General features: G+C 70.4%; 11 protein-coding genes. 5 read left to right on the plus strand and 6 right to left on the minus strand.

What is annotated here, in order from left to right; all coding sequences use genetic code 11:
* Positions 1-29 precede the first annotated feature (29 nt).
* On the minus strand, positions 30-530 hold the full coding sequence (locus OHA72_RS22380; RefSeq protein ID WP_327009728.1) for a hypothetical protein: 501 nt from the start codon (positions 528-530) through the stop codon (positions 30-32).
* Here OHA72_RS22380 and OHA72_RS22385 point away from each other — a divergent pair.
* A complete protein-coding gene (locus OHA72_RS22385; RefSeq protein ID WP_327009729.1) occupies positions 507-986 on the plus strand; it encodes a hypothetical protein in 480 nt (159 codons plus the stop codon). The two genes, OHA72_RS22380 and OHA72_RS22385, sit on opposite strands and share 24 nt — an antisense overlap.
* A 362-nt stretch (positions 987-1,348) precedes the next feature.
* Here OHA72_RS22385 and OHA72_RS22390 read toward each other — a convergent pair whose 3' ends face one another.
* From OHA72_RS22390 to OHA72_RS22410, 5 genes are all read right to left on the minus strand, one after another.
* Positions 1,349-2,677: a putative type IV secretion/conjugal transfer ATPase gene (locus OHA72_RS22390; protein WP_327009730.1), complete on the minus strand. Its 1,329-nt coding sequence runs from the start codon at positions 2,675-2,677 to the stop codon at positions 1,349-1,351.
* Between the two features lie 158 nt (positions 2,678-2,835).
* Positions 2,836-4,320, minus strand: a complete 1,485-nt coding sequence (locus OHA72_RS22395; RefSeq protein WP_327009731.1) for an SCO6880 family protein — start codon at positions 4,318-4,320, stop codon at positions 2,836-2,838.
* Between the two features lie 5 nt (positions 4,321-4,325).
* Positions 4,326-5,708, minus strand: a complete 1,383-nt coding sequence (locus tag OHA72_RS22400; RefSeq protein ID WP_327009732.1) for a hypothetical protein — start codon at positions 5,706-5,708, stop codon at positions 4,326-4,328.
* A gap of 32 nt (positions 5,709-5,740) precedes the next feature.
* Entirely contained in the window at positions 5,741-6,478 is a 738-nt protein-coding gene (locus tag OHA72_RS22405) for a DUF8175 domain-containg protein (RefSeq protein ID WP_327009733.1), read from the minus strand.
* Between the two features lie 3 nt (positions 6,479-6,481).
* On the minus strand, positions 6,482-6,799 hold the full coding sequence (locus OHA72_RS22410; protein ID WP_327009734.1) for a hypothetical protein: 318 nt from the start codon (positions 6,797-6,799) through the stop codon (positions 6,482-6,484).
* A 430-nt stretch (positions 6,800-7,229) separates the two neighbouring features.
* Between OHA72_RS22410 and OHA72_RS22415 the strand changes: the two genes are divergently transcribed.
* The 4 genes from OHA72_RS22415 to OHA72_RS22430 all read left to right on the plus strand — a co-directional run bounded on the left by OHA72_RS22415 (position 7,230) and on the right by OHA72_RS22430 (position 19,515).
* Entirely contained in the window at positions 7,230-8,270 is a 1,041-nt protein-coding gene (locus OHA72_RS22415; protein ID WP_327009735.1) for a C40 family peptidase, read from the plus strand.
* A gap of 61 nt (positions 8,271-8,331) precedes the next feature.
* Positions 8,332-9,066 (plus strand): hypothetical protein, encoded by a 735-nt coding sequence (locus tag OHA72_RS22420; RefSeq protein WP_327009736.1) that lies wholly within the window; start codon positions 8,332-8,334, stop codon positions 9,064-9,066.
* Positions 9,067-9,346: 280 nt separating this feature from the next.
* Complete coding sequence (locus OHA72_RS22425; protein ID WP_327009737.1) at positions 9,347-9,604, plus strand: hypothetical protein; 258 nt, start codon at positions 9,347-9,349, stop codon at positions 9,602-9,604.
* Positions 9,605-9,753: 149 nt separating this feature from the next.
* Positions 9,754-19,515: a helicase-like domain-containing protein gene (locus OHA72_RS22430; RefSeq protein ID WP_327009738.1), complete on the plus strand. Its 9,762-nt coding sequence runs from the start codon at positions 9,754-9,756 to the stop codon at positions 19,513-19,515.
* Positions 19,516-19,702 lie beyond the last annotated feature (187 nt).

Consider the following 19,702-nt stretch of genomic DNA (forward strand, 5'->3'; position numbering starts at 1 on the left):
GTCAACGCGCCCACGAACCGTGAGCCGCGTCATGTGAAACACGCCCCGTTGTCGCAGGACCCGTCGTCGCCCTCGGACTCGAAGCCGAGCAGCGGGTCCTGCGCCGCGTCGAGGGTCCGCAACGGTCGGTTCCGGGCGGTCAACCAGACCGGATCCCTACCGAGTCGGGCGCGCCGTTCATTGAGCAGTTCCTCCAGCTGGCAGGACCGCTCGAACATGTCGGGCCGGTCCCGGCGCAGCTCGGACCAGTACATTCGCCGATGCAGCGGGCAGAACCAGCAGGCGCTCTTGCCCGGCACCGGCAGTCCGGCTGCGGCAGTGATCCGTTCGCAGTCGAGGCGCCGTAGCGGTGGCTGATGATCCAGCAGTGGATACACCGGCCGCTCGTACGGCAGGGCACGGCGGTTGGCGACATATGGCGTGGCCTTGACCGCCTCCGGTAGAAACAGGCGATGAGCTGGCCGGTGTTGGTCCCCCTGATGCTCGGAAGCGGCTTGGCTGGAGCCGTGATCCAGCGGGTCCTCGATCACTTTCTCAGCGAGCGTGCCCGCCGGCGTTCCGAACGGAGCGGGTTGGGAACTGCGGCCGCCAAGACGGTCGGGGAGGTCCTTGAGTCGATCGTGCTGCTGGCACGGGAGTACACATCGCGCACTGGTAGCGCGGACTTCGACTCTGAGACCTGGGCCAAATTGATCGGCGACCTCGGCAACAAGCTGGTCCGGCATGTCCAGTTGATCCCCGATGCGGGTGTCAGGGAGGAGCTCCGAATAGCCGACATCTGCATCGGTAGCGCGCGGATCATCGCTGCCGGATTGCCGGATGCCTCGACACGCGGCGGCTATCTTCGCCACGACGCCAACGTCTGCGTGACGGCGGCTCTCGAAGGGCTGACGGTGGTTGGGGCCTTCTTGCGTGGAGAGCGGGTCAAGCCTTCCGAGCAGCTCCAAATTCTTTGGGCAGCGGTAGTTGCCGACTGGGAACAGTGATCTGTCCGCGTCAAGGCTTTGGGTGCGGGTGGGGACCAGCCAGGCGACATGGACGAGTCTTGACGACGCCTGGCTGCATCCATGGGGTGTTGTCAGGAGGGGTGGTTCCAGCATCAGTCGCCGTCTCCCCTCGCCCGGGGAACGCCGAGTTGGATGAGTGGACGGCTGTTGAGGCGTTCGGTTTATTCGCGCTTGGCGCGCAGGTATATGAGGGTCAAGTCGATTCCGTTCCTCCGAGTCGGCGCCGACGTTGGCGAACAGGAACACTGGGTAGTCGATGTGACCGGTCGCGGCCAGCACCAACAGGGCGGTGGACTGGACGCCGCCGTACGCGATCACGCTCAGCGGGCTCGTCGGCGTGTTCATGCGGCCATGCCCCGGACGGCCCGGTCGGTGTCGTACAGCCGCGCCTCGTCGCCAACAAGGCGCATCGCGACCGGCAGGCCGGGCCGCTCGCCCGTCTTGATCAGATACTTGCCGCGTCCGGGGTGGACGCTGCCGGGGAACAGCGCTTCGGGTGCGGCCCACGAGCTGACCAGGTCGCGTTCCGGGCCGGAGAGCCGGGTGATGCGACTGATGCGATCCAGCTCCCGGCCCGGCAGCGCACCGAGGATCTTGATGGCGGCCCGCTCGAAGAAGCCTCGCGCCTTGGCGCGGTCCTCCTCGGTGGGCAAGGCCTCCAGGTCGTCGAGACTGTGGGTGATCATGAGGCTGGCCATGCCGCGTTGCCGGTTGAGGCGGGTCAGCGCGTCGGCGTGATCGACCAGGCCGGGGGCGCCCCGCAACGCCCGCCACAGCTCGTCCATCACGCCGATGAACTGCCGTGGCGGCGCCAACCCCTGTTCGGCGAGGACGGCGGCGGCGTCGACCGTGCCGAAGGCGTAGCTCCAGGTGCACAGCATCGCGGCGGCGACGAGCTGGTCGCCGGCTGCCGACACGTGGGAGATGTCCACCGACACGGCGGGCGCGTCGAGGTCGATCGGTGTGGTGGTCGCCTGGTCGAACACGCCACGCAGCGACCCTTCGCACAGCAGGGCCAGGGTGGGGACCAGTTCGTCGACGCGGCGGCGGTAGTCGGCGTCGGTGCCGGCGCGAGCCGCTGTACGGACTTCGTCCGGGCCTTCCTCCAGCAGGGCGAGGACGTCCGGGACGGTGGGTTCGCGGTCGAGCCGGTCGGTGAGGATGTCGACGGCCCGGCCGAGGATGACTTCTTCGGGGTTGGTGACTCGCCCGGCCCGGACCAGCGTGCACAGGGCCAGCAGCAGCGACAGTCGGCGCCCGCGGATCTCCAGCCGGAGCCGCAACGCGTCCGGGCCGCTCATCCGGGCCAGCGCGGAGCCCAGCGGTCCGGCGTCCAGTGGGTTGATCCGGTCCATGCCGCGTCCGACGGTGATGACCTGCCCGCCGAGCTCGCGGACCAGGGGCGTGTAGTCCGGTTTGGTGTCGCCGAGCACCAGGCCGTGTACGCCGTAGCCGACCATCCCGGTGAGCAGCCGTTTGGCCAGGCTGGACTTGCCGATCCCGGGCTGCCCCAGCTGGAACATGCCCGGGTTGGTGACCAGGCCGCTGGTCAGCCATTGCAGGGGGTCGAGGCAGACGACCTCGCCCCACAGCATGTGCCGGCCGATCGGCACCCCGAGCATCGGGGAGCCGGACCCGGCGACGAACGGGTACAGGCCGCAGAACTGCACGGTCGTGGCTTGGTACTCCGTGCCTGGCGCGAGGTGACTGACCCGGCCGGCACCAGGGTCACGCCATCCCCACGACGGAGCGACCGGTCCGGTACTCAACCGCGGATCACGATCCTGTATGGACTGTCGTTTCACGAGAGGCTCCTGTCCGCGCATCGTTAGCGGGGCCACTGGATGGCCAGTTGGGGAGGGCAGATGCCGCACGGCAGCGTGACGGCGAACCCTGCGGCCTGGCTGGCGCGCAGCCGCCGGAGCCGGATTTTCGCCACCTCGGCGCGGCTTTCCGCGTCGGCGACGGCGCGGCCGAGGTCGTCCTCGTCGGTCACGGTGACCGTGACGAACATCGACATCAGGCCGACGCCCGCGCCTGCGGCTTCTTCGCGGGCGGCGCGCAGTGCTCGTTCCTTGTCGGCGCGGTCCCGGGCGTTCTCGTCGCGTTTCTGCGCCGCCCGCAGTGCGTCGCGGAAGCTGGCCGCGTTGACCTCGCGCTCGACGATGCGGGAGGCGTCGGCGGCCGAGGCCGGGCGGTAGAGCAGCGTGACGCGCTTGGGGTGGCCGCCCGGTGCCAGGAGTCGGCTCAGGACGTCGGCGTGGACGTTCGCCCTTGGCGCCTCGTGCCAGGCCCAGGACACCGACCAGCCGGAGTCGTGCTGGTAGCGGTCGTAGAACTCGGTCGCGGCGATCGGCCCGGCGGTGTCCCAGTCCAGGAAGCGACGCAGCCCGTTGCCGTTGTCGAGCGCGTTGGCGACGTCGCCGCGGGCGGCCGGGTCGTAGGCGGCACGGACGACGGCCAGCAGGTCCGACGCGGTGGCGCGGCCGAGGACGGTCAGCCCGCAGGAGCCCAACGCGTCGGCCAGTCCGGGCAGCGCGCGGCTCACTTCGGCCAGCGACTCGTCGAGGTTCCGCGGGCGGGTGGGGGACAGTGCCGGGTCGAAGGTGATACTGACCCGGGTTTCCACGTCCGCTGCGGCGGCGGGGGAGACTTCGACGAGCTGTGCCAGGACGCGGCGGGCTGCGGCTGGGGCGTGCGGCGCGACCCGCCCGGCCACGTAGTGCGCGAGCCGCGAGCCGGATGCCGGGGCGGTGTCGACGGTGACCGCGACCCACCGCACCGTCGGCAGGTAGCCGAGGCCGGCCAGCCAGGAGCCCCAGTTCGCCACCCATCGCTCGGCCTGGCCGGGGTCGACGAGCCAGGTGGAAGTGGCGGCCACGCGCAGGGTGACGGTCATGGTGCCGAGCCGGCGGTGCCACACGACGCCGTAGTCGCCAGCCGGGTCCGCCACCGACAGCAACGTGGTCGGTGCCAGCACGCCCGGCAGCTGCCAGCCGTGCGGGTGTGCCGCGGTCACCCCGGACCGGTACGCGGTATAGCCGCGGGCGGATCCCCAGCCCCACCGGATGCGTTGCAGGAGCCCGTGCAGCAACGGCACACCGTCCCAGCGCAGCACGGTCCCGCCGATGAGGAGCAGTGCGGGTCCGGCGACGATCATGCCGATCGTCCGGTCGACGGACACCGAGATGATCAGGACCGTCAACGCGATCACGACCATGAGCGTCTGCGCCGACCCCAGGCCCATCAGCCCGATGCCGCGACTTCGGCGCCATCCGCCGTACGTTCGTACCTGGCCTTCGGATGCGGTCATGACGGTCACGCCTCCTTCGTCGGGTCGTCGAGGGCGTTAGCGGCAGCGTTAGCAGCAGCGCTGGCGGTCTCGGTGACCGCGCCGACCACTTCTCCGGCGCCGACGACTGCCAGCCCGGCCGGTCCCGCTGCGGAGGCGGCACCCGTCGCTGCCGTGGGGGCAGTGGCGGTGCTGGAGGCAGCAGCGCCCGCCGGGTCCCCGGCCGAGGTGATGTTGGCGACCTTGCCTGGGCCTGCTTCGCCGACGAACGTCGGCGGCTTGAGCCCTCCGCCGGGGCCTGGTGCGCCGCCCGAGCCGGGGCCTTGCCCGGGTGTCGGGCCGCTGCCGGGTTTGGGTGGGTCGCGGTCGTCCGGACCGGAGCCAGGACCGGACGGTCCGGGACCGGGGTCGGCGCCGCCGGGCCGGTTCGCCGGGCCGGCCCGGTCGAACGTGTCGGCGAGGTAGCGGGCGTGCATGCCAGCGTCGAAACCGCCCAGCATCGACGATGCCGCGTGCATGCCGGCGGCTCCAGCCGTGGCGAACATGCCGAGACCGCCGTTGCCGGACTGGAGCGAGCCGATGGTCCAGTTGAAGAACTTCATCAGCACGGGTAGCGCGACCAGGGCGATCGCCATCATGGCGAGGCCCACAAACAGGATCCGTGGATCCTTCGAGGTGTTCTCGCCGGTGACCCAGATCGCGGTGGCGTACACCATGGCCGCTATCGGCTTGTAGAAGATCAACGCGAGCTGCCAGGCGAGCAGCTTCTTCATCCAGCCGTTGGTGGCGTTGGTGAAGCTGCCCGCTGCGGCCAGCGGCGTGAGCGCGGCGAGGACGACGACGGAGCCGTCGCGGAACAGCATCAGGAACGCCTGGGTCAGCGACGCGATCATGGCGAGGGTGGCGGCCAGGATCACGACGATCTGCGGGAAGCCGCCGCCCGAGGCTGGCACGGCGAGGGCACCCAGCCGTTTGCCGAGGCTGGGGTCGCCGACCGACTGCAACGCGGCGTTCAAGACTGCGGTGCTGAACTGGTCGCAGCCGGTCAGCAGCAGTTGGGTGCCGAAGGTCCCGACGGCCGCCCACAGCGACGTGTTCCACAGTCCCCGGAGCACGTTCACCAGTGGGGCGGGCTTGCGGGTCAGCACCATCAGGATGGCCTGCCAGAGGATGCCTCCGACGGCGACCGCCGCGGTGATCGGCATGATGAGGGAGCGCAGGTGCGTGACGGCGTCGATCGGTGTTGACGATGCGGTGATCTGCTGCGGGTCGGGGTACAGGCTGAGTGACGGCACCGCCACCCACCAGGTGGCGCAAATGTCGATCGTCCACAACGCCGCAGCGATCATCATCTGTTCGAGCTGACCGAAGAAACTGTTGGCGACCGCCGTCGAGACGGCCTCGGCCACACACTTTGTGTCCCACGGGGCGCACACGACGATCAGCCCCCCACCGGGAAGCCGGTGTAGCCGGCGGTGGTCGAGACGAGGACCACTGCGGTGTTCCAATCCCCGCCGTGCGGCGCCTGCAGCGCCCAGTCGTCATCGACCCACCGCATCTGGGCGGACAGGGCCACCCGGGCTGGGCCGGACTGCCCCGGCCCTTCGATGAGCAGGCCAACCTCGATGGCGTCCGGCGAGGTGGACCCGATCCGGTAGCCGGTGACAGTCGAGTACAGCTGGCCGACCGGACCGCCCGGCGCGACGCCGAACTGCGCCCGAAGCTCCTGGTACTCCTCCTCCAGGGCCGCGAGCAGCCGGTTGGCGTCAGGGCCGACGACCTGCTCGCGCAGGGTGGGCTCGAACACAGCCGGACCGGCCTGCGGCGACAGCCGCACGCTGATGTGCGCGGCGGCGAAGACCGCCCCCATCGGCGTGTGCGCGAATCCGCGGGCACGGCCGGCACTCGTGTCGCGTGGCCCGTCCGCGCCCGCGGGCAGGTGCGCCCCGACGACGGTGACCCAATGCAGGGCGACCGGTGGGGTCGGCCCAGGTTGCTGTGCTGACTGAGCGGCGGTCGCGGTGATGGCCGATGGCGGCGCGGGCGCCGGGTTGCCCCGGCGCCCTACCGTCGCGACGAGTACGCCGACGACGGCAACCACGATCAGTACAACGGCCGCCACCATGGCCACCAGGGCGCGGGTGCGCCGTCTGGCCGCCAGGGCGATGTCGTCCGTCATGGCCTACAGCACCGCCCCGACGACCGTGGCCGCGACCGCGCCGAGCGTCAGACCGCCCAGCACCCAGGGAATGCCGGTGGCGCCGTCGACCGCGGTGGAACTGCGGTTACGACGACCCATGATCATCATGCCGGCGCAGATGAACATGCCGAGAACGCCGGCCACGAGCAGCGCCCACTTCGCCCAGCCGAGCAACTGGGTGACCAGGAACCCGAGGCCGGGGATCTCGATGGCGCCCGGGTCCAGGTCCGCCGGCGTCGCGCCCGGCGTCGGCGGGGCGGCCAGCACGTTCAATGCGACGTCTGCCAGATGTGTGAGCACGGATGCGCTCCTTCGTCCAGGTGACCCACCCGAGTGGTGGGCCGTGACCTGGACGATCAGCCGGCGGTGTGGACGAAAGCGTTGACGCACAAAGTGATGCGGGCGCTACGGGCGCTACGGGTAGCGCCACCACCCACCGTTGACGGGTTCGGTGGAGCGGTCACCGATGCCGAGGAGCGGCCATGTCTGTCACATCACCATCGTCCGCCGAAAGGCTGGGCACCTCCACAGTGGACCGTGCCCGGGTCGGCGTCGGCGCCTCCCTCCGGCATCCCGATGCGGACCGTCGGCCCGTCGCGGACGCCAGCGCAGGCCGGCGCGGCGAGGGCCATGACCGCGCGCTCGGCGGCGGCCGGGGTGTTTCGCGGTGAGCGGCCAGGACCAGACGGGAGGGGCCGGGACGCGATGGGTTGTCATCGCTGGCCTGATCGTGGCGTTGGTCGTCGGTGGCTGTTGCTGCGGCGGGTTCGTGCTGGCGGCCTCGGCAGGGTCGGTCGGGTCGATCCAGGCCGCCCAGGCAGGTGGCGGTGGCGGCAACCAGCTTCGCCCCGATGCGCCGGTACCCGCGCAGTACCTCCCCTACGTTCGGGCGGCCGGCGCGTTGTGCCCGTCGATCGGGCCGGCTGACATCGCCGCCCAGCTCGACCTGGAGTCGAGCTGGAACCCCAACGCCTACACCGACATCGGCGAGGTACCGGCGAAGGGCATCGCGCAGTTCACCGACGCCACCTGGCAGAGCTGGGGGTACGACTACGACCGCAACGGCGTCAGCTCGCCGTACGACGCCGGTGACGCGATCCTCGCCCAAGGGCACCTCATGTGTGACCTGGTCGCCTGGGCCGAGACCAACCTCGCCAACGGTCGCCTCGTCGGCAACCCGCTCGACCTGGCGTGGGCGGCGTACTTCGCCGGCCGCGGCGGCGTCCTCGCCGCGGGCGGGGTGCCGGCCTCCGGTCTCGCGCACGACTATCCGCAGCAGATTCGTAGCCGGCTGCCCAAGTACGCCGTCGACACCGGCGGTGACGGTTTGCCCGACGGCGGTGGCGGCATTCCACCCGGCTACACCCTGCCGACCGACGCGCAGCAGGCCGCCGCCGTGTCCTTCGCCCTCGCCCAGCTCGGCAAACCCTACGTGTTCGGGGCGGAAGGCCCGGACAGCTACGACTGCTCGGGCCTGATGATGCAGGCGTGGGCGCATGCCGGGGTGCGCATCCCACGCGTCACCGGCGATCAGGTCCACACCGGCGTCGCGGTGGCGGGGCTTGACGCGATGCAGCCCGGCGACCTGATCCTCATCCCCGGGTCCAACGGCTCGATGAAGCGCCCGGGTCATGTGGGCATGTACATCGGCCGCGGCGGTGACGGGCGGCAGTACCTCGTCCAGGCGCCGCACACCGGCAGCTACGTCAAGATCACGCCCGTCGTGAACTTCAAGCCGGTCGCGGCGATCCGCCGCCCGCTCACCCGATGACTGCATCATCCGTCGCGCCTTCTCCCGACCGCGCGGCGAATGAGCCAGGAAGGACGAAGCCATGACCCCGCACCAGCCGGACGCGCGCCCGTCCCTCGCCGCGCTGTCGGTCCCGGAGACCGTCCTCGAGGACGGGTATCGGCAGTGGCACACGCCCGGGGACACGGTGAACGACGCCGTTCGAGCCGACCGCGTCGTCCTCGCGACGTGGGAGCACGGCTACCCCCACTTCTACCGCGACGCCTACGTCGACGCGGCGACCCGGATCGGCGATGCGGCCGGGCGAGCCGACGCTGAGCCGGCCGCGTGGGTGCTCATCTACCCGCTCGCCATCGTGGCGAGCGAGCTCATCGGCCGCTCCGCGCAGCTGCCGACCGCTGTGCCCAGCCTGAGCGAGGCCGGTTCGCAGGAAGCCCGGCAAGCTGCGGCGGGATCCCGGGAGCCGTGGCGTGCCGTGGCGCAGACGGTCTGGCGCAGGGCCCTGGTCGAGGCGACAGTCGCCGGCGCGTACGCCGCAGGCGCAGACCTCACCGCCGCCCGCACTGTGCGCAGTGGCCGGGGCGTCGCCCAGGCACGTGGCTTCCTGATCGACGGGCAACCGGCCGACGCCTGGTTCAAGGCCACGCTGCTCGCCGTCAACCGGGCCATCATCGTGCCCGGCGGCGTGCCGATCACCGCGGCCCAACTCGCGCACCAGGATCACGCGCCCGGCGCACCTGCCGCGTCCGGAATCCAGACCGACCGGAGCCGACCGGAGGGCGTACCTCCCGCCGCGTCCCGCGAGCCGCGCCGATGAACGCCCCGATGCCTGCGGCACCCCACCGCACCCAGCGTGCGTGCGTCACCGCCGGCCGCTGCGGTGGCTCGTACCACTGCGTGACGAAAGCAGGACAGCGAGGTCCCCACCAGCGCAGGACCACGGCCGGGGCACGGCCGTAGCAGAATAGGAGGACAGCAGATGGCCCGGCGGCGCCGCGAAGAAAACGCAGACCAACTCTCGTTCGACTTCCTGTTCGGCGCGCCCGGCACGCATGCGCCAGAACAGGAGCAGACGCTCGCACCCGAGGGAGACGACCGTGAACCGGTACGGCCAGCAGGCGATGGAGCACTGGCAGACCACGATGCCGCAGCGGGTTCGGGACCTGCCGGACCCGGTGCAGTTCTTCACCCAGCTGGGGGAGGAACTGGAGACGGCGGTCGAGGAGCTGTCCAGGACGCTGGCGGGTCAAGCACCGAGCGGGGAGGGGTACCTGCAGCGGGTGCAGCGGTTGACGACCGCCCGGTTCGAGGCGGAAGGCCAGGTGCTGCGCGAGATGCTGTTGACGGTGCGCTAGCCGATCCTGCGACGGGAGCGACGGCACCCCCCTCCGCCCCGTCTAACCCGGCTGCCCCGGCTGCATCCGGTTCGTCGGCGGCATCAGTCGGTGAGTTGGTCGGTCCGCCGACTGGCGAGGCAGAGCGGATCCGGGCCAACTTGGCGGCGGTGCGGGCCGCTCTGCGCCCCGACCCCCAGCCGGCAACCGCCGACGAGCGTGACCTCTACGCCCGCTGGTCCGGCTGGGGTGCCACACCCGCACTGTTCGACGAACGAGCCCGATTCGCGGCCCGGTTCGCCGGCGAACGGGCCGAACTCCAACAGCTGCTCGGCGAGGACGGCTACCGCGCCGCCCGCGCCACCACCCTCAACGCGCATTACACCGATCCCCAGTTCGTCACCGCGATCTGGGCGGCGGTTACTCAGCTCGGCTTTGCCGGCGGCACGGTCTTGGAGCCCGGCTGCGGCAGCGGAAACCTCTTCGTCGGGGCACCCGTCGGTAGCACCCTGGTCGGCGTCGAGATCGACCCGACCACCGCGCGGATCGCGCAGGCCCGGTTCCCGCACGCCGAGATCCGCGCCGAGTCCTTCGCCGACACCTCACTGCCCGACACCGGGTTCGACCTGGTGATCGGTAACGTGCCGTTCGGCAGCCACAAACTGCACGACCCCCGCCATAACCCGGGCCGACAGCACTCGATCCACAACCACTTCATCCTCAAGGCGCTGCACGCGACGCGCCCCGACGGGCTGGTTGCGGTGATCACCTCCCGGTACACCATGGACGGACGCGACGACGCCCACCACGCCGCCCGCACCCAGATGGCCGCCCTCGCCGACCTCGTCGGTGCAGTCCGCCTGCCCAGCGAGGCGCACGCCGCCGCCGCGGGCACCGACGTCGTCACCGACCTGCTCATCCTGCGGCGCCGCGCCGACGGTCAGCCCCCGGCCGACACCGCGTGGATGCAGACGCAGGCGGTGCAGCTGCCCGCCGCCGAAGCCACGGGGCCCACTGACACGTTCGACGTGAACGAATACTTCCTGGACCGCCCGGCGATGGTGCTCGGCCAGCAGCTGACGCACAGCGGCCGGCACCGGCCCGTCCTCGTCGTGCAGGCGGACACGGACACGGTGGGTGCCGCGTTGACCGCCGCCCTGGACCGCATCGTCGCTGCCGCGACCGAGCCGCCGGAGCCGCCCGCGCCGCCGCGGGCACCGACCCCGGACCAGGAAGGTCTGTTCATCGACGCCGGCGACGGCCGGTTCTTCCAGGTCCGTGACGGCCGCCGGGCACGGCACGAGCCGGCCAGCACCCAGGTCGCGGAACTGCGGGCGCTGATCGGCCTGCGGGAGACGATCCTCGCGCTGCTCGACGAGGAGGCCACCCACCGCACCGACACCCCGCAGACCCGGCAGCTGCGCGCCGACCTGAACCGCCGCTACGACGCCTACGTCGCCGCGCACGGTGCGATCAACCGGTTCCAGCGCGCCACCGGCACCCGCGTGGACAAGAAGACCGGCGACGTCGTGGAGAGCGAACGCCGAACGTACCCGCGGATGGGCGGTTTCCGCGACGACCCGTTCTTCCCGTACGTCTCGGCGCTGGAACGCTTCGACGACGACAGTGGCACCGCCGACAGGGCCGAGGTGTTCACGCAGCGGGTCATCACCGTCCCGAGCCCGGTCGACCACGTCGACACCGCAGACGACGCGCTCGTCGTCTGCTGGGACCGGCACAACGAGGTCCGGTTGGACGTCATTGCGGCACTGCTCGGGTTGGACACCGAGGCGCAGGCCCGCGACGCGCTGGCGGGTCTCGTGTTCGAGGAGCCCGGAACCGGGCGGCTGATCCGCAAGGCCGAGTATCTGTCCGGCAACGTGCGCCGCAAACTCGACGCCGCCCAGCACGCCGCCGCTACCGACGCGCAGTTCCAGGCGAACGTCACCGCGTTGCAGGAGGTGATTCCGCGGGACCTGACGGCCGGCGAGATCAGCGCCCGGCTCGGCGCGCCATGGATCTCCGCCGGTTACGTACAGCAGTTCCTCCAGGAGATCCTCGAAGACCCGGGCGTGCGGGTCGCGAACATCGGCGCGAGTTGGTCGGTGACCGGCGGGGCCAAGAGTGGGGTGCTGGCCACCACCGTGTGGGGTACCAGGAACCGGCCCGCCACAGACCTGGCCGCGAGCCTGCTCAACAGCCAAACCATTGAGATCACCAAGACCGTCGGTACCGGCAAGGAAGCCCGGACCGTCCGCGACAGTGAAGCGACCGCGTTCGCGCAGGCCAAGTCGCAGCAGCTCGACGACCGGTTCCGGGCCTGGCTGTGGGAGGACCCCGAGCGGGCCGCTGCGTTGGGCCGCACGTACAACGACCGGTTCAACGCCCGGGTCGTGCGCAGCTACGACGGCGAGCACATCACGGCACCGGGCATGTCCGCAGCGTTCACCCTGCGTCCGCACCAGATGGCGGCGGTGGCCCGCATCCGCAACACCCGGGGGACCGGCCTGTTCCACGGCACCGGCGCCGGCAAGACCCTGGAGATGATCGTCGGCGGGATGGAACTGGTCCGGCTCGGGCTGGTGTCCAAACCCGCCTACGTCGTACCGAAGGGGGTGCTGGGCCAGTTCCGCCGCGAGTTCCTCCAGGCGTACCCGCGGGCCAAGGTTCTGGCCGCGGACTCCGAAGACCTCGAAGGCGACAAGCGGCGCCAGTTCGTCGCCCGCTGCTCCACCGGCACCTGGGACGCGATCATCATCAGCCACAACGCGTTCAAGAAGATCCCGGTCAGCCGCGAGGTGAAGGTCGCCTACCTCAACAAGCAACTCGACCGGCTCAAGAAGCACCTGGAGAACACCGAAGGCGCCGACCGGTACACCGTCAAGGACGTCGAAAAGCAGGTCGCGACCCTGCAGGAGCAGATCAAAGAGCAACTGGCCACACCGTCCGATCCGGGGGTCGAGTTCGAGCGGACCGGTATCGGCTACCTGTTCATCGACGAGGCGCACGTCTACAAGAACCTGCGGGTGATCTCGGCGATCCCGGAGCTCGCGCACCCCGGCAACCAGATCACCGCCGACCTGGAGATGAAGCTGGAGTACCTGCGCCGCACCAGCGCGCGGGTCGTCACCCTTGCTACCGCCACCCCGATCGACAACTCGCCGTCAGAAATCCTGACGATGACCAAGTACGCCGCGCCAGAGCTCCTCGCGGAGATGGGCATCGAGGAGGACGACCAGTACCACGCGGCGTTCATCCAGCCCCGCCGGCGCATCGAGATGCGCGCGGACGGCTCCGGGTTCGTGTCGAAGACCCGGCACAGCCGATTCGTCAACCTGCCCGAGCAGAAGCAGCTGATGTACTCCTGGGCCGACGTCAAGCTCAAGGAGCACCTAGACCTGGGCGAGCCCGCGATCATCGGCGGTCAACCCGAGATCCTGTCGGTGCCCGCGTCGTCGGAACTGCGCCAGCACCTGGTCAGCCTCGCGGCCCGCGCCAGGGCGGTCACCTCGGGCAGCCCCGAACCACGGCTGACGACCAAAGGTGTGCTCCGCGACGACAACATCCTGTGGATCTCCACCGATGGCCGGACCGCATCGCTGGACCTGCGCCTGATGGGCGCAGCCACCACCGAGCCGCAGAAACTCGACGTCGCCGCCGACTGGCTCGCCGCGTCGTGGAACGAGCACAAGGACGACCTCTACTACCGGCCGGACGGCACCCCCGACCCGGAGCGCGGCAGCCTCCACCTGGTCTTCTGCGACCTTGGTGTGCCACGCGACGACCGCTGGAACATCTACGACGGACTGCGCGACGCGCTCGTCGCCCGGGGGATGCCCGCCGAGAAGATCCGCTTCGCGCAGGACGCCACCAACCGCAGGCAGAAAGACCAGCTCGACCAGGACGCCCGCGACGGCAAGATCGCCGTGCTGATCGGCAGCCGCGCCGGACTCGGCACCGGCCGCAACATCCAACGCCGAGTCATCAGCATCATGCAGTTGGACCCCACCTGGAAACTCAGCCCAGTCGTGCAGAGCCTGGGCCGCGGACAACGCCAAGGCAACGCCAACCCGGCCATCCACCACGTGTTCGTGGTCACCGAGAACTCCTACGACCCGTTCCTGTGGCAGAAGGTCGACGACAAAGCCCGCTTCACCAAGCAGATGCTCGACCCGAACGACACCACCCGCATCATCGACGCCCAAGAAGACGACACCGACGGCCAGATCGACCCGGCGGTCATGTTCGCCGTCGCCGCCGGCCGCCCAGAACTCCTCGAACTGCACCGCATCGAGGAGACCGTCGGCGCGCTGCGGCTCGAACAGCGCATCTGGGGTGACGAGCAGGTCACCCTCAAGGCCACCGTCGAGCAGAACCGCCGCACCACCGCCAGCCTGCACCGCACGATCGGCGAACTGGACGAGGTCCTCGCCCGCCGCGTCGACACCCGCGGCGACGCCTTCCGGATGACCCTGGACGGCGCCACCTTCGACACCCGTGCCGCCGCCGGCGCCGCGCTGATCAGCCGGCTCCACCCGGCAGTGCACACCGCCTACGGCCGGACCCAGCTGCACCTCGGTCAGCTGGGCGGCATCGCGCTGCACGCCACCATCGAACCCGACCTGCTCGGCCACCGGGCACTGCTGGACCTGGACGGCATCTCCGACAGCACCATCGCGCTGACCCAACGGGAACTGGACACCCTCGCCGCCGACGACGGTCAGGAACGCGTCGGACTGATCCGCAAACTCGAGAACCGGCTCACCGGAGCCGACGACCTACGGACCCGCCAACTGGAAGCCATCGACCGGCTCCAGGCCAACATCGACCGCGCCACCGACCGCATCGGGCTGCCCTTCCCGCGCCGTGCCGAACTCGACGAACACACCGCCAAGCTGGCCACACTGCACAAGCAGCTCCGCATCATCGACGTCGCTGTCTCCGATGCCACCGCCACGCCGGACACCGTGACACCCGACCCCGCCGGCCCGGACGGCGCGCCAACTCCGTACGCGGCCGAGGATCAACTCCCGCCTCGGCGGACGGACGCCAACGATGTCGCTGCGGTCGACGAGCCCGCCCGCGCCGTAGCGGCCACAACGACACGGCCCAATGACAGCGATGCCGCGTCGGCAGGAAGCCGCGGCCCGGTCGCCGTTGCATCGGACACCCGAAACGGCGGGGCAGAGACTCAGTCCCGCCACGACACGCCACCGAGTCAGCAACTGCCAGCCGCTGCCGGTCTTCCCGAACTGCACCGGCGTCGCCGCGGACACCCGTTCTACCCGCCTGCCGACATCACCGCCACCGTGCCGGAACTGTATGCCACCGACGCGCAACCGGCCGAGGACAAGCTCCTGCATCTGCACTACTTCGGCGGCTCCTTCGACGCGTGGCTCGCCGAGTACGACCCAGCGACCGGCACCGGATACGGGTTCGTCAATCACGGTGATCCCAGCGACGCCGAATGGGGCTACGTCGACTTGCCGGAGGTGGAAGCCATCAACCGCGGGTTGCTCATCATCGAACGAGACCTGTACTGGACGCCGGTGCGGGCCGGCGACGCGAATCTTCCCGGCCCACGTGCACCGCGTCCGACTGCCTCACCGACCGCCGAGCCGGCGCCGGCCACTACCCCCGCCGACTCGACCGCCACCGATCCTGACCAGCGCTCCACCGCAGTAGCCGGCCCCGACATAGCCCAGGCGACGACCACGCCCAGCCGCCCAGTGACGGCCCCGTCGGCACTGCCTCCAGCGATGACGCCGAGCCAACGGGCGGCGATCGACGAACTCGGCAACGATCGGGGCGAGCCGTGGACGATCCGGCGGGAGTGGCGGATGCGCACTTTCGCTGAGGTGTCCGCCGACGACCTGGCTGGGCTGACTGCCGATGACCGTCGGGCACTGACCGCCGACGTCCAGGAAAGCCTCACCTCACCCGCATGGCGCGAACGCGCCACCGCCCGGCGACTGCTCGACCGCTGGTCGGGCCACCCCACAACCCACACCGAAGCCCAAGCCGCGGCCATTGACGTGCTGTGCCTGCCAGCCAGCAGCTATGACATCCCCGACGCCGGCCGACTGAGCCACTACGGCCGGCTGACCGTCGAGGAATACCTCACCCTCGATCCCGCATACCAGGACGACATCAAGGCCGACCTGAAGGCCATCGCCGCCAGCGGCGCCACCAAGACCATCCCGCGCAACCGCACCAGCACTGGGACGACCATCCGCGGCGTCCCAGCCGACCACGTGGTCGCAGCTGACAACCTGCTGCGTCGGATGGCGTCTGGCCTTGAGATCGCGCCGTACCACAGCAACGACGGCAACGTTGGGCGCACCGTGGTTGGCCTGCGACTCAACCCCGGCGATCAGGTGCAGCTGCGAAGCGGCACCGTCACCGTCGACCGAGTCGGGATCAACCTGACGGTCTACCTCGTCGGAGGCAGCACACTCCCGGACAGCACTCGCCGCTACCGCCTGGTAGCGGTAGGCCCCGCCCCGGTCATCGGCGACGCCGTCGCCGACCGCGGAGCTCCACCCACGGTCACCCAGGACCCGTCGCCGGTCGCCGCGCCGCCAGCACCCGAAAGCTCGCGCCCTGCAGCACCGTCGGACCCAACTACTACCACGGCGCCAGCCCTGCACGACGGGCAGCGCAGCGGGGGGCGGACGGCAGCAGCAGCCGACACCGACCAGCCAACACCAGCCACAGTGCAACCGGTGCAGACGTCGCCCGCGCCGCGGCCGGCCTGGCTGAACGGGGTGGCGATCAGCGAGGAAACGCCGACCGCAGACGGGCAGCACCACGTGTGGCGACGGACCAACCGCCACGGCACAGCGGTGTACGTTGACGCGCGCCACCCGCAGGTCGGGATGCTGCCACGCGGCCGGATCACCGTGGCGCCGGATCACGTCCACGACGACGGTCCGGTGACCACCTGGCAGCTCGTCGACCACGACGGCACCGAGATCGGCGAGCACACCGGCCCGTACTCGGAGGCAGAGGCGAGATTGCTGGCCGCCACCGCCGAGCTCGACGAACCCCTCGGCGACCAGGACCTGGCCGAACTTGCCGAGGAAGCCGACGCCCAGCAACCGGAACAGGACAGCGAGCCCGGCGAGGCCCATCACGCCGACAGCACCGCAGCGGCAGCGCCGGCAGCCACAGTCGAGGCCGCAGCCGACCCTCCGACGGAGCCACCAGCCCTGACCGGTGTCGCCTCGGCACCGCCGCTTCCCGCGCCCAACATCGGCACGACCGCCGCGGGGAACGACAGCCTGCCCGAGACGCCAACGTCCTGGAGTAGCCGGATCCAGGTGATCGACGGCACGGCCCTGATCGTTCGCGGCACCGACGGCTCCCGCCGTGAGGACGGTCTCCGCGGACTGCTCAAACAGCACCGCTTCCGCTGGCAAGGAAGCAACCGCGAATGGCGCTACACCGGCCGGCCAACCGACCGGCCCGCCGCGCTCGGCGACATCCAGCGCTGGCTGGCCGCGCAAGACCGCGCCGACGCCAACCGCGCCCACCAGCCCGCCCCCGCAATGGCACCGACCGGCCAGCAGCAACACATCATCGACGCCTACCAAGCCGGTCGGACGATCGCGGTGCAGGCTCTCGCCGGCACGGGCAAGACCTCCACACTGCTCATGCTGGCCAACGCCCGGCCGCAGGCACGCATCGCCTACATCGCGTTCAACGCCGCCATCGCCGCCGAGGCCGCCCGCAAGTTCCCCCGACACGTGCGGGCAGGCACCGCGCACTCCTTCGCGCGGGAAGCGCTCGGCAACAGCCCACTACGGGACAAGGTCGGTCGCGTGCGCACGGGCGCTCGATGGCCCGACGAGTGGGCCGCTCACCTCAACATTGAGGGTCACGTCGGTCCCGACGTCGTGGAGCCCGAACGGGTGGCCCGCATGGTGATGGCCACCATCCGCGTGTTCCGCGAGAGCGCCGCGGACACGATCGGACCTCGGCATCTGCCGACCGGCATGGCGGAGGAGACACCCGAGCTTGCCCGAGTCGTGCTCGACCACGCTCGCACCGCCTGGGCCGACATCATCCACCCGGACGGCAAGCTGTTCTTCGACCACGACGACTACCTCAAGGCGTGGGCGCTGACCCACCCCGCCATGCCGTACGACACCATCTTTTTCGACGAGGCGCAGGACATCAACGACGTCCTGCGTCAGGTCATCCAGGAACAGCCGGCGCAGACCATCGTCGTGGGCGACTCCAACCAGTCCATCTACGGGTTCCGGGGCGCGATCGACGCGCTCAAACGTTGGCCGGCCGACACCACGCTGCCGTTGACGCAAAGCTGGCGGTTCGGTCCCGCCGTTGCCGACGTCGGCAATCAATTCCTGTCGCTGCTCGACTCGCGCTGGCGACTGACCGGCAACCCCTCCTTGGACAGCAGCATCGGCGTCGTCGAGGAGCCGGACGCGGTCCTGGCCCGGACCAACGCTGGCGCCGTCGCGGCGGTCGTCGACGCCGTCGACGCCGGCCGTCGCGTCGCCCTGCTCGGCGGCGGCAAGATGATCGAGGACATTGCCAAGGCTGCCCAAGACCTCCAAGCCGGACGAGCCACGAAACATCCCGACCTGAACCGGTTCGCCACCTGGGACGAGGTCCGCACCTACGTCGAGGACGGCGAGGCAGACGCCCAGTCGCTGCGCGCGTTCGTCAACCTCGTCGACCGCCGAGGCGCCGACGCACTCCTGCAGATGGTCCGAGAACTGGTCAACGACAGCGAGACCACACCAGACGGCGAACCGGCGTACGACGTCATCGTCTCCACCGTCCACAAGTCGAAGGGACGCGAGTGGGACCGCGTGCGCATCGCCAGCGACTTTCCCCAGCCGCAAACCAACCAGCAGACCGGACAGACCCTACTGCCCAACGACGAGCAGCTACGCCTGGCCTACGTGGCGGTCACCCGGGCCAAGCAGCGTCTGGAACTGGGCTCCCTCGCCTGGATCGACGACGTAGCTGGGCAGCAGCCGACCGCTGCGGCAACAGCGCTCGCCGCCACCCGGGTGACGCAGCCACAGTCGGCGACCGTCGCCACGGCGCCAGACCCGGCTGATGCCGCCCAGACAGGGGAACCGCTCGCTGATCCGCCTGCGACGCTGACAAGCGCCGCACAGCGGCCCGCGCCAAGCCGCGACGCCACCATGACTCCGGACACCGCCGGTGCCGAACCGGATCGGAGTGACCCGCCGGTCGCGTCGCACCGCACTGCCCCCTCCGAGGGTCGAGACGACACGGAGCTCGACGATCCGATGCGACGGTTCACCTCGCTCGAACAGGCAGACATCCGTACTGCGGTCGCCGACCACGCCGGGTTCTACTTCCTTGGACCGCTCAACCCCGGACGCGAGTCAGCTGCGCGGTACGTCAGCGAGGGGCATCTGCGTGACCTGGCCGACCGCTACGGGCTCGCGGCCGTCTGGGACGCCGTCACAGCCGTCATCGACGCCGATCCGAGCGTCCTGGAGCTCACCGAGACTCAGCGAGCTGACCTACGCGCGCACCGGCAGGACCGAGCCGAGCAAATCGCCGCCGCCGCGCTCGCGGCGTTCAAGGCCGGCGACTACCACCTGGCCCAGGAACTGGTGACCCGGGGCGAGCTGTTGGACCCGCAGTATCGACCTGGGCGTACAGAGCACAGGCCGTACGGTATTGGCTGGCACCAGATGACCGAAGCCATCACCCACCGCCGCAACGACGCAGCACCGGCCGAGCCGTCGCAACAAGGTGACCACGATGGTTTAGACCAGCCGCGGCACCGCACCGCAGCGCAACTCGCGCGGCTCGACACCGCGGTCGCGCTCGGTACGGCGGCGAGCAGGCACAGCGATCCTCGCGCCGCACACGCCCGCACGGAGACAGCGAACGGCAACCGCGCCGCAGCAGGACTATGACGGGAATCGACAGGGCTTCGACCCGGCAGCGCGGACGCCGGGCTGGGGTTTGGCACGGTGCGCTGCGTGGAGTTCAATGGCGGCATCGTCGGAAGGCGGGTTCAGCGAGTGACCGGGTGCGGGTATCGCGGTTCACCGGAACCCTTAGCCCTGATCCACCGATAAGGTTTTCGACGTTCGGCTGGTC

Source organism: Dactylosporangium sp. NBC_01737, assembly GCF_035963215.1.
Taxonomy (GTDB): Bacteria; Actinomycetota; Actinomycetes; order Mycobacteriales; family Micromonosporaceae; genus Dactylosporangium.